Source organism: Streptomyces sp. NPDC055287, assembly GCF_053646035.1.
This window is the reverse complement of the sequence record NZ_JBSHNE010000091.1, coordinates 1-10086: the sequence shown is the minus strand read 5'-3', so window position 1 is coordinate 10086 and position 10086 is coordinate 1. Positions and strand designations below refer to the sequence as shown.

Genomic DNA, 10086 nt, shown 5'->3' with positions numbered 1-10086 from the left:
CCTTTGTCATTCCGCTCCGGTGCCCGCCGCACGGACGTCGTCACGCGCGGCGTCCGGCGGCCGGGAGGTACGTGACCGGCCGACGCGGCGAACCGACTTAGCGCCTCGCGTGCCACCTGGACAGCGATCTTCGCAGCGACCCGGTCGTCGACTGTGGTCGCACCCCGCTCCTTGCGGTGGACGGCCGGGTGCCGGTCGACTTCCCTGGTCACTGCCGCCAGTCTCTCCGAGCCCGTCGCTGGTCATCGCGGATCCGCTGCTGGTTGTCACGGCGGCGGACGAAGTCACCCGGTTCCAGATCACCTTCCACCAACCGCCCAACCACGAGTCCGGCGGCGCCCAGCCCCAGCACCAGCAGGAAAGCCCCGAAGCCACCGAAGTACCCGGCGAAACCCAGCGCCATTCCAGCGATCAAGCCCACCATGGCCCTGCTCATCACGCGCTCCTTCACTCAAGCAGCGGCTCCGCCCCGGCTACTGGATCCGCTGCCGTTCTTCCCCTTCGTCCTCGTCCTCCTCGTCGGGCAGCTTCACATCACTGACCATGATGTTGACTTCCACGACTTCCCGACCCGCCATCCGCTCCACCGCGGAGATCACGTTCTCCCGCACCGCACCGGCCACGTCCGTGATCGAAACGCCGTAGTCGACAACGATCTCCAAATCGATGGCCGCCTGGACCTCTCCAACCTCGACACTGACCCCGCGTGTGACGGACTTGCCACTACCAGCGCCGGGCATCCGCTCCCGCATCGATCCCATCGAGCGCGAGAATCCACTGCCGAGGGCATGAACGCCGAGCACGTCCCGTGCCGCCATCCCTGCGATCTTCTCCACCACCACATCGGCGATAGTCGTCCGGCCACGAGAGTCGGGCGCGCCAACGCGCTTTACGCCGGAGTTCTCAGCCATCAGGGCATTCCTCCCTTAAGAAGCGAACATGGCGATTTCTGGTCAAATTGTACTCACTTTAGTACGTTTATTCGAGGCGAGGACTATGACCCGGGGCCGTCAGACGAGTGCCAGAGCGTCGTTGCCTGGAGCCCTTGAGGGTGCTCCGGGCGCAAGGGGCAGGAAGAGAAACGACTCTGGAAGAGGGTGGACAGGTGAAAACCGAGGCGTGGATGCAGGCGGTACGCGGCCAGCTCTACCTGGGTCGACTGCTCCCGCTCGGAGGGCCCGGCGACGGGGCATGGATCACCGAGCAAGCGGCCGTACGGACCCTCTGGCGCACGGCCGCTGAGATTCCCGGCGTTTGGCTGGAAACTATGCGCATTGGATCGGCACCGCACGAACCCGTGTCCCAACCGGCCGTCCGCCCGCCGGCCAGCGCGCTGCCGCCTGGCCCGCTCAGGATCGAGGCTGCCTTCACCGCATCCGTTGCGCAGCCACTACACCAGGCCGCCGAACAGTTGAGGAGCACACTGCTCAACGTGGCTGCTCAACGGCTCGGCCTGACCACCGTGGCAGCGGATCTGCGCGTCACGGATCTCCATGAAGGCGCAGAGACAGCTGTCAGGTCGCGGACCGCAGAGAAGGCCACGACGCCCCCGTCGGAAGCTGCACCCGCGCGAAGCTCGGCCCCAGCGACCGGAACAGAGCCCCTGCGGGGGCCCATCGGGGAGCTGGCCGGCGTCGCGTCGGCCGTTCCGGGCGTCGCCCGCCTCACCGCCGAGCTGGGAGGCCGCCCAGTCAGGGTGGAGCAACAGCACGATCCACCCGGCAGACACATCGAGGTCCAGCTCGCGGTCGCGCCCGGACACCGTCCCCTGGAAGTCGCCCGCGCCGTCCGGGCAGCAGTAACCGACGCAGCCATCAGTGATACCCCGGGCCCGGTAACCGTTGCCATCCTCGTCACAGAAACCACGGCCTAGCTGTATTCCCCTGTATGCGTAAAACGCCAGCTCAACGCTGCCGTGAGCCGCGGGAAGCGGCTGCGATAGCGACGGGGCAGAAGGTGGCGCAACCTCTCCCACAGTCAGCTTGAGCGACGGAGACTGATGGCCTCTCGGCACCACGGTGGCATGCGCAACCGGGGGAACACAGAGGTGGGAAACCAATGGAGCATGATGCCTTCTGTGAGAGGGAGGGCGTGGGCGTCGCCCTCCCATTGCCCGTGGTAGACAGCGATCGAACCCTTGCCGAGGTGTTCGGCGTTCCTCTGTTGGACGGTGGTGAACTCCGTAAGGGGGATGGAGAGTCCGGTCTCCTCCCTCAGCTCTCGGGCGCACGTCGTCGACCGGTCGGCCGAGGGTCTCTTCGATGAGGTGGAGCGCGGCGGTAGGCCGGGATTCGTTGACTAGCTCGGCTGCCCGCAGGAGGGCGGCGGCGTCGAGGGCGCCGAGGATGTGGGCGGAGGCGGTGAAGGCGCGTACGTCCTTGGGCAGGCAGCCGCCGCCGTAGCCGGGGCCGGCGTTGAGGCCGCCGCGGCCGATCCGGGGGTCGAGGCCAATGACTTCGGTGAGCTGCTGGACGTCGGCTCCGGCGGCGGCGCACATGTCGGCGACGCCATTGATGAACGAGATCTTCATGCCGAGGTAGGCGTTGGCGGCACCCTTGATCAGTTCGGCGGTGGCAGGGGTGGTCACATACAACGGGATCTGGTCCTGCAGCAGGGGGGCGTAGACCTCACGTACGACGTCTTCGGCGTGCGGGGAGGGGACGCCCGCGACGATCCGATCCGGACGCAGGGTGTCCTCGATCGCATGTCCCTCGCGCAGGAACTCGGGGTTCCAGACGACCTCGACGTCGTCTCCTGCGGGGGCGAGGCGGGCGAGGAGGGCAGCCAGGTCGCGGCTGGTGCCGACGGTGACCGTGGACTTGCCGATGACGACGCAGGGGCGGTTCAGGTGTGGGGCGAGGGCGCGGGCGGCGCCGAAGACCTGGCCGGTGTCGTAACTGCGGCCGTCGGCGTCGATCGGTGTGCCGACCGCGAGGCGCCTGGTACCGCCCGGAGGGCAGCTCGCGAATCGCACCGAAGCTGCGGCGAGGCGCCCTCTTCGGCGCGCGCCATCAAGCCGCCCTCCCGTACGCTATCCCGGTACGGACGGCGTGCTGCGTGCAGCTCCTGACACCTACGAGACGAAGCGGGACGCCGAGGTCTTCCTCGCGCAAATCCAGGCCGACCAGACGCGCGGCGACTGGATCGACCCGACCGCCGGCGAGGTGCTGTTCGGCGAGTACGCCACGCGGTGGATCGACGAGCGGGGCGTCGCGCCCACCACGGACGAGCTGTACCGGAGGCTGCTGGGACTGCACTTGGAGCCGAAGTTCGGGCAGCTGTATGTGAACGCGATCAGCCCGTCCCGAGTCAGAACGTGGCGCGCGGAGCGGCTGAAGGCCACCGAGGCGACGACCGTCGCCAAGTCGTACCGCCTCCTGAAGGCCGTCATGGAGACCGCGGTCGAGGACGACATGATCCGCAAGAACCCGTGCCGGATCCGTGGCGCGGGCCGCGAGGAGGCGGACGAGCGTCCCGTCGCCACGGTCACGGAGGTCTTCGCCCTGGCCGATGTCATCGGGCTGCGCTGGCGGCTGATGGTCCTTCTCGGCGCCTTCGCCTCGATGCGCCCGGAGGAGCTGGCCGAGCTGCGACGGGGCGACTTCGAACTGGACGCCGGATCGGTCTGGGTGCGCCGTGCCGCGCCCGAGCTGAACACCGGCCGCCGCGTCATCGGCGACCCAAGTCCCGTGCAGGCAAGCGAGAGATCGCGCTCCCCGCCTTCATGCTCATCGATGTACGCAGGCACCTTGAGTGGTTCGCCCAGCCGGGCCCCGAAGGGTTGGTGTTCGTCGGCGAGAAGGGGGCAGCCCTGCGCGGCACGACGTTCGGCCGCAAGTGGCGCAAAACCCGTGACCAGGTCGGCCTGCCCGAGGACTTCCGCTTCTACGACCTGCGGCACACCGGCAATACCCTCGCGGCTAGCTGGCCACTCATGGCACGCCAATGGCGCGCGGCCCAAAAGTGGTCTAGACAACAAAGAAGCCCCCGGCCGATGGCCTGGGGCTTTCTGGTGGAGCGGGTGACGAGAATCGAACTCGCGCTCTGAGCTTGGGAAGCTCATGTTCTACCATTAAACTACACCCGCGCAGCGGGCCGTTGGTATGGCTCCGCTTCGTCCGACAGTGTACCCCAGTCCCGCTCCGGTGCGAGCGGTGCGGGCGCGTGGGGGGTTTTCGGGGTGTCGGGTGCGCGTAGCGTGGAGGGCGGAGTGCCGCCTGGAGTGGCGTCCTGTTGATCCCCTAATGTGGCCTTCTCGTCCACGCTTTGTTGGGGAAGGGACTTGATGGACTTGATGGAGCCCACCGTCGTCCGTTGTGCCGAAGGGCACGTGTTCAGCACCACATCGTTCCCGCTGCAGCAGCTCGGCGCCGGCCGTATCGGTCCGGGGCGGCTCATCCGTTGTCCGCGCTGCGCGCGGCTCCGGCATGCCGTGCCGGTGGTGCTGGAGCAGCGTTAGGGGCCGGCCCCAGGGCCGGCCGGAGGCCGGAGTGTGAGGCGCGCGGGGTCGTCCGATTGGGGCGGGCCCGCGCGCTCTGCGTATCCTCGGGGCGTGCTTCTCTCAGACAAGGACATCCGGGCCGAGATCGACGCCGGACGCGTGCGTATTGATCCGTACGACGAATCCATGGTGCAGCCCTCGAGCATCGATGTGCGGCTCGACCGCTACTTCCGGGTGTTCGAGAACCACCGCTACCCCCACATCGACCCCGCCGTCGAGCAGGCCGACCTGACGCGGCTGGTGGAGCCGGAGGGGGACGAGGCGTTCATCCTGCACCCCGGCGAGTTCGTGCTGGCGTCGACGTACGAGACGATCACGCTGCCGGACAACCTCGCGTCGCGGCTGGAGGGGAAGAGTTCCCTCGGGCGGCTCGGGCTTGTCACGCATTCGACCGCCGGGTTCATCGACCCCGGGTTCTCCGGTCACGTGACGCTCGAGCTCTCGAATCTGGCCACGCTGCCGATCAAGCTCTGGCCGGGCATGAAGATCGGGCAGCTGTGCATGTTCCAGCTGAGCACACCCACGGAGTTCCCGTACGGCTCCGAGCGGTACGGGTCGCGCTACCAGGGGCAGCGCGGGCCGACGGCCTCGCGGTCCTTCCTCAATTTTCATCGGACGCAGGTGTGATGCCGGGTATGGGTGCATGGGTATGAGTGCTGTACGGGAAAATCTGACGTACGAGGGCTTCGGCATCGCGGTGCGCGAGCTCGCGCAGAGCATCGCCGACGACGGGTACGAGCCCGACATCGTGCTGAGCATCGCCCGGGGCGGGGTCTTCGTCGCCGGTGGGCTGGCCTACGCCCTCGACGTGAAGAACATCCACCTGGTGAATGTGGAGTTCTACACCGGGGTCGGTACGACGCTCGAAATGCCGGTCATGCTGGCGCCTGTGCCGGACGCGATCGACTTCAGCAACAAGAAGGTCCTGATCACGGACGACGTCGCCGACACGGGTAAGACGCTCAAGCTCGTGCACGACTTCTGCCTCGATCACGTGGCGGAGGTCCGCAGCGCGGTTGTCTACGAGAAGTCCCACTCGCTCGTGAAGTGCGAGTACGTGTGGAAGCGCACCGACGAGTGGATCAACTTCCCCTGGAGCGTGCAGAAGCCCGTCGTACGGCGCACGGGGCAGGTTCTGGACGCGTAGGCGCGTAGGCGCTGAGGCGCTCATGAGAAGGCCCCGGTGCGGATCTCGCGCCGGGGCCCTTTTCGTCGTGCGGTGCGTCAGATCGTGCCCAGCTTGATCAGCGACAGCAGCGCCACCAGCTGGATCGCGGACGCGCCCAGCGCCTTCTGCCACGGCAGGTCGTGCGACTTGCTCACCATCGAGGTGAACAGCGCGCCGGCCACCAGCCAGGTCACCCAGCCGAGCACCTGGACCAGGCCGTTCTCGCCGCCCAGGAAGATCGCGAATACCAGACGCGGAGCGTCCGTCATCGACATGATCAGCATCGAGAGGCCGACCGTCGGCTGCCAGGCGCCGTCACCGCCGAGCTGGCGGGCCAGGGTGTGCGTCACCGCGCCCAGGATCAGGCCGCAGATGATCACCGCTACGCCGGTGGTCAGGACGTACGGGATGGCGTTCGACAGGGTCGCGTTGATGGCCTCTTCGCGCGCCTTGTCGAAGCCGAAGACCGCGAGCAGTCCGTACAGGAACGTCACGACCAGGGCCGGGCCCCACACCGGGTAGTCGCGCATCTGCCAGAACGTCGGGCCCGGTCGCAGCACGATGCCGCTCAGCAGCTGCTTCCAGTGCAGGCGCGGGCCTGCGGGCGGGCCGGGAGTGTTGCCGGCGTGGTAGGTGCTGCCGTCGCCGTACGGGTCCTCGCCGATGCTGAAGGCCTGTGTGTGGCCCGGGGCGTTGTTGGGGTTGCCGTGGGAGTCGCCGTGCGAGCTGTGGGGGTACGGGCCGCCTCCCCCGGAGGCGCCGTGGCCTCTGTAGCCGCCCTGGGCGTGGCCCGGGTGCGGGTCCGGTTCGCCGAAGTATTCGGGCTCGCCGTGCTGTCCGCCGTATTGCGGTGCCTGCGGCCACTGCTGCTGGCCGTACGGGGGCTGAGGCGATGACGCCTGCTGCCCGTACGGCTGTTGCCGCCGTTGCTGCTGTTGCCGCTGCGGTTGTTGTTGCGGGGTGCGGTTGTCCCGGCCGCGTCCGATCCTGAATCCAGCCACGTAATCGAACGTACCTGGTCCGGATGCGCCGTATGCCCGGCCTGCCGCAACAGGCCCGGCTTTGCGGCCGAGCTGTGACATCCCCTAGGGGGTCCCTGACGGGATGTCCCCCGCAGAGGGGTGGGGTGAGGGGTGGGTCGGTGCGGCTGGGCGGCCAGTTGGGGAGCGTCGCGGCCGACGCAGAGGTGCGCGCGGCCGGCCTTGCCGTGGTCGGCCAAGGCGCACCTGCCCGCCGGAGCGGTCGGTCGTCCCCGTGCCGCCGGGCCGGTCGCGCCGGCCGGGGGCGGACCCCTCCGCTCGCTTCCGGGGCCCGCCCGTCGTGCCCGTGACGGGTGTCAGCCCGAGATGTTCAGACCCAGCACCGGTGCGCCCGCCGTCGAGATGCCGGTGGCCGCCAGGCCGATGCCCCGGCCCGTCGTCGAGATCTTCGCGCCGTCGGAGCGGAACGCCACGACGTAGCCGTTCTCCGCGTTCTCCCACGGCACGCCGACCGTCATGTCCGCCTTGCCGTCGCCGGTCGTGTCGGAGAGGAAGACCTCGCCGCCGAAGCCGTCGAGCTTCTCGCTCGCGCCCGGGACGCCGGGGGTGTCCTGCTCGATCGCCTGGGCGCCGGAGTCGGAGAATCCGTTCGGGGTGCCGTATACGACCGTGACCATGCCGGTGTCGGCTATGCCGCCGATGTCCTCGTTGGGCGCGCCGATGGCCAGGTCCTGGAGGCCGTCGCCGTTGATGTCGCCGAGGGAGAGTTCCCCGCCGAACAGGTCGCCCTTCTCCGAGCCGCCCGGAACACCGGGGCTGTCCTGGGTGATCGTGTCCTTGCCGCCGGTCGGGCCGCTCGCCGTGCCGTAGACGACGTGCACGGCGCCGCCCACGGAGACGCCCGGCCTCTCGTCCCAGGTGTTGCCGATGACGATGTCGCCGAAGCCGTCACCGTTGGTGTCGCCGATGTCGGTGATGATGCCCGCGGGGAGCTTCTTGGCGTTGGTGGTGGTGATGCCGGAGGTGCTGCCGGGGAGGTAGTAGTTGGCGTTGTACGAGTAGTCGCCGGTGCTGTCGCCCTCGTAGCCGTCGACGACCAGGTCGGTGCGGCCGTCGTTGTTCACGTTGCCGGCGGTGATGTTGAAGATGTCGTGGCCCTCGACGGCCAGGACGGGGGTGGTGACGGAGTAACGGCCGCCCGTGGCGCCCGTCTTGCTGATCCCGCCGCGGAAGATGTCGATCTTGTTGTTGTCGGACTTGGCGGCGAGGTCCTGCTTGCCGTCGCCGTTGAAGTCGCCCGCGGCCACACCCGACCCGAAGTGGTCGTGCTTGGTGCTCGTCGGGTCCGGGATGGTGACGCCGCCGGTCAGTCCGGTGGCGCTGCCGAACACGACGGTGACCGAGCCGCCGTCGACGTCCGAGCCGACGTCCTCCAGGAGCGCGCCGACGGCGAGGTCCGCGTAGCCGTCGCCGTTGAAGTCGGCGGTGGCGGTGTGGCCGCCGAAACGGTCCTGCTTCTCGGCGCCGCCCGGGACGCCCGGGGTCTCCTGCGTGATCGTCTGGATCTTCTGGGCGCCCGCGCCGGCGGGTGAGCCGTACAGCACCGTCACGGCGCCGGCGCCGTTGTGGCCGTTGACGGTGGCGCCGGAGGCGGAGACCGCCAGGTCGCGGTAGCCGTCGCCGTTGAAGTCGCCCTGGAGCCCGGGCGGAGCGGCGGCGGCCGCGCCGGCTCCGGCGATGAGCAGGCCGCCCGTGAGGGCGGCCGCGGTGGCGGTGGCGAGGGTGGTGCGGAGGCTTCTGTGCATGCGTAGTTCTCCTGCGGCATGCCGGGACGTATGGTGCGCGTCCGAGTCAATGGGGTGCGGATCACCCGCGTCTGCCGGGAGTTGTCCTCTCGGACACGTGGTGATCAGCGCACAGGAGACTGCTGGTGGGGGCGGATGGTTGTACGGGGCGCGGATGGTCGTGCGGGACGCGGATCGCCGTACGGGAGGCACGGATCAGCGCTGCTGCGCGTCAGCGCTGCTGGGTGGAGAAAACCGCCGTGGAGAAGGTGACGGTCCTCTTGGCGGTCGAGGCGTGGAGCGTAATCACGTCTGTGGACTCGCCCCGGTGCGTACGCACCACCGTGTCCGGTTTCTTGTCGCCGTCGAAGTCGGCGTGGCGCAGGACGCCCGTGGTGGCCGTCTCCTCGCCGTCCGGCAGGTCGCCCGGCCGCGGCTCGACCGCCTTGAAGGTGTACGTGCCGCCCGGGCGCCCGGGGCCGGCCGGGCCGCCGAGCAGCAGCGTCGCGCGCGCGGCGGTTCCCGGCTCGTGCGGGCGGGTGGCGGAGACCAGGTCGTCGTAACCGTCGCCGTTGACGTCGGCGGTGAGGTCGGGGGAGACCAGGACGGGGCCAATGCCCGGGATCGTGCCCGCCGCCGCGCGCGGCGCGCCGGCGCGGGTGAAGGGGCCGCGGAGGTAGCTGAGGCGGCCGCCGCTCGCTGTCACCGCCAGGTCCTTGCTGCCGTCGCCGTCGAAGTCGCCGCAGACGGGGTGGTCGGGCCACTCGTTGCCGAACCGGGCGCGGTCGGGGATGCGGAGCTTGACGGCCTTGCCGGTGAGGCCGTTCGTACTGCCGAAGAGGATCTGCAGCGGTACGGGCGGCATGCCGGTGCCGTTGAACGGCGGGTCCGTGGTGACCACCAGGTCGGCGTAGCCGTCCTGGTCGAGGTCGCAGGCCGCCTCGGCGTCGAAGGCCGCCGGGAGCACGCCCTCGGTGCGGGCCGCGTTGCGGGCGGGTGTGAGGAGCTGGCGTACGGCGGGGTCGAGGGCGCGGGGGGACCCGGAGCCGTACACGATGCCGATCCCCGCGTCGTCGCCCAGGCGGTCCTCGGGGCCCTTGACCAGGTCGTTGAGCACGAGGTCGCGGTGGCCGTCACCGTTGAAGTCCTCGGCGACGCGGCTGCCCCTGCCGTGCGGCACGGGGTGCACTGGCGCGGCGGCCTTGTTGGCCAGGGTGGCGGGGGAGGAGCCGGCCCCCGCCCCGGCCCCCGCCCCGGCCCCCGCCCCGGCGCCGTCGGCCGGGGAGCCGCTGTCGCCGGAGCCGCCGCAGCCCGCCAGCAGTACCGCACAGCTCACCGCTGCCGCCGCGATGCCTCTTCGCACGACCCACCCCGCCCGTATCGCCAGTATCAGTTGCCACATGATGCTCTTTTTTGACCGCCGAGTTAAGCAGTGCGTACGAAAGCGGCCGGACCTGCCCCCGAGACAGATCCGGCCGCTTCTTCGGCTGCGTACGTGCTACTTCACCGGTTCGGGCTCCGGCGCGTCCTCGGACTCCGGCACGTCCTCGGGCTCGGCCGGGGTCCTCACCGAGTCGAGGAGCAGCTGCGCCACGTCCACGACCTGGAGGGACTCCTTGGCCTTGCCGTCGTTCTTCTTGCCGTTGACGGAGT

General features: G+C 69.5%; 8 protein-coding genes, 1 tRNA gene and 2 pseudogenes. 3 read left to right on the top strand and 8 right to left on the bottom strand.

What is annotated here, in order from left to right; genetic code table 11:
* From ACWIHY_RS39690 to ACWIHY_RS39675, 4 genes and pseudogenes are all read right to left on the bottom strand, one after another.
* Positions 1-212: pseudogene (locus tag ACWIHY_RS39690) on the bottom strand (Asp23/Gls24 family envelope stress response protein); the annotation flags it as partial.
* A complete protein-coding gene (locus tag ACWIHY_RS39685) occupies positions 209-436 on the bottom strand; it encodes a hypothetical protein (protein WP_454381563.1) in 228 nt (75 codons plus the stop codon). The pseudogene ACWIHY_RS39690 and the gene ACWIHY_RS39685, both read right to left, overlap by 4 nt.
* Positions 437-473: 37 nt before the next feature.
* Complete coding sequence (locus ACWIHY_RS39680) at positions 474-911, bottom strand: Asp23/Gls24 family envelope stress response protein (RefSeq protein WP_454381561.1); 438 nt, start codon at positions 909-911, stop codon at positions 474-476.
* Positions 912-1390: 479 nt separating this feature from the next.
* Positions 1391-2974, bottom strand: coding sequence for a nucleotide sugar dehydrogenase (locus ACWIHY_RS39675; RefSeq protein ID WP_454381559.1), 1584 nt, complete (start codon positions 2972-2974; stop codon positions 1391-1393).
* Here ACWIHY_RS39675 and ACWIHY_RS39670 point away from each other — a divergent pair.
* Positions 2940-3922 (top strand): annotated as a pseudogene (locus ACWIHY_RS39670) (site-specific integrase); the annotation flags it as partial. The gene ACWIHY_RS39675 and the pseudogene ACWIHY_RS39670 overlap by 35 nt on opposite strands.
* A 91-nt stretch (positions 3923-4013) precedes the next feature.
* Here the strand turns inward: ACWIHY_RS39670 and ACWIHY_RS39665 are convergent.
* Positions 4014-4087, bottom strand: a tRNA-Gly gene (locus ACWIHY_RS39665).
* 465 nt (positions 4088-4552) lie between these two features.
* Here ACWIHY_RS39665 and dcd point away from each other — a divergent pair.
* Both dcd and ACWIHY_RS39655 read left to right on the top strand, forming a co-directional pair.
* Complete coding sequence (dcd, locus tag ACWIHY_RS39660) at positions 4553-5128, top strand: dCTP deaminase (protein ID WP_454381558.1); 576 nt, start codon at positions 4553-4555, stop codon at positions 5126-5128.
* 22 nt (positions 5129-5150) lie between these two features.
* Positions 5151-5648, top strand: coding sequence for a phosphoribosyltransferase (locus ACWIHY_RS39655; protein ID WP_454381556.1), 498 nt, complete (start codon positions 5151-5153; stop codon positions 5646-5648).
* 77 nt (positions 5649-5725) lie between these two features.
* On the opposite strand, the gene ACWIHY_RS39650 is transcribed toward ACWIHY_RS39655, so the two are convergent.
* The 3 genes from ACWIHY_RS39650 to ACWIHY_RS39640 all read right to left on the bottom strand — a co-directional run bounded on the left by ACWIHY_RS39650 (position 5726) and on the right by ACWIHY_RS39640 (position 9835).
* Entirely contained in the window at positions 5726-6670 is a 945-nt protein-coding gene (locus ACWIHY_RS39650) for a Yip1 family protein (protein WP_454381554.1), read from the bottom strand.
* 335 nt (positions 6671-7005) lie between these two features.
* A complete protein-coding gene (locus ACWIHY_RS39645) occupies positions 7006-8454 on the bottom strand; it encodes an FG-GAP-like repeat-containing protein (protein WP_454381553.1) in 1449 nt (482 codons plus the stop codon).
* Between the two features lie 211 nt (positions 8455-8665).
* Positions 8666-9835, bottom strand: a complete 1170-nt coding sequence (locus tag ACWIHY_RS39640) for an FG-GAP repeat domain-containing protein (RefSeq protein WP_454381552.1) — start codon at positions 9833-9835, stop codon at positions 8666-8668.
* Positions 9836-10086 lie beyond the last annotated feature (251 nt).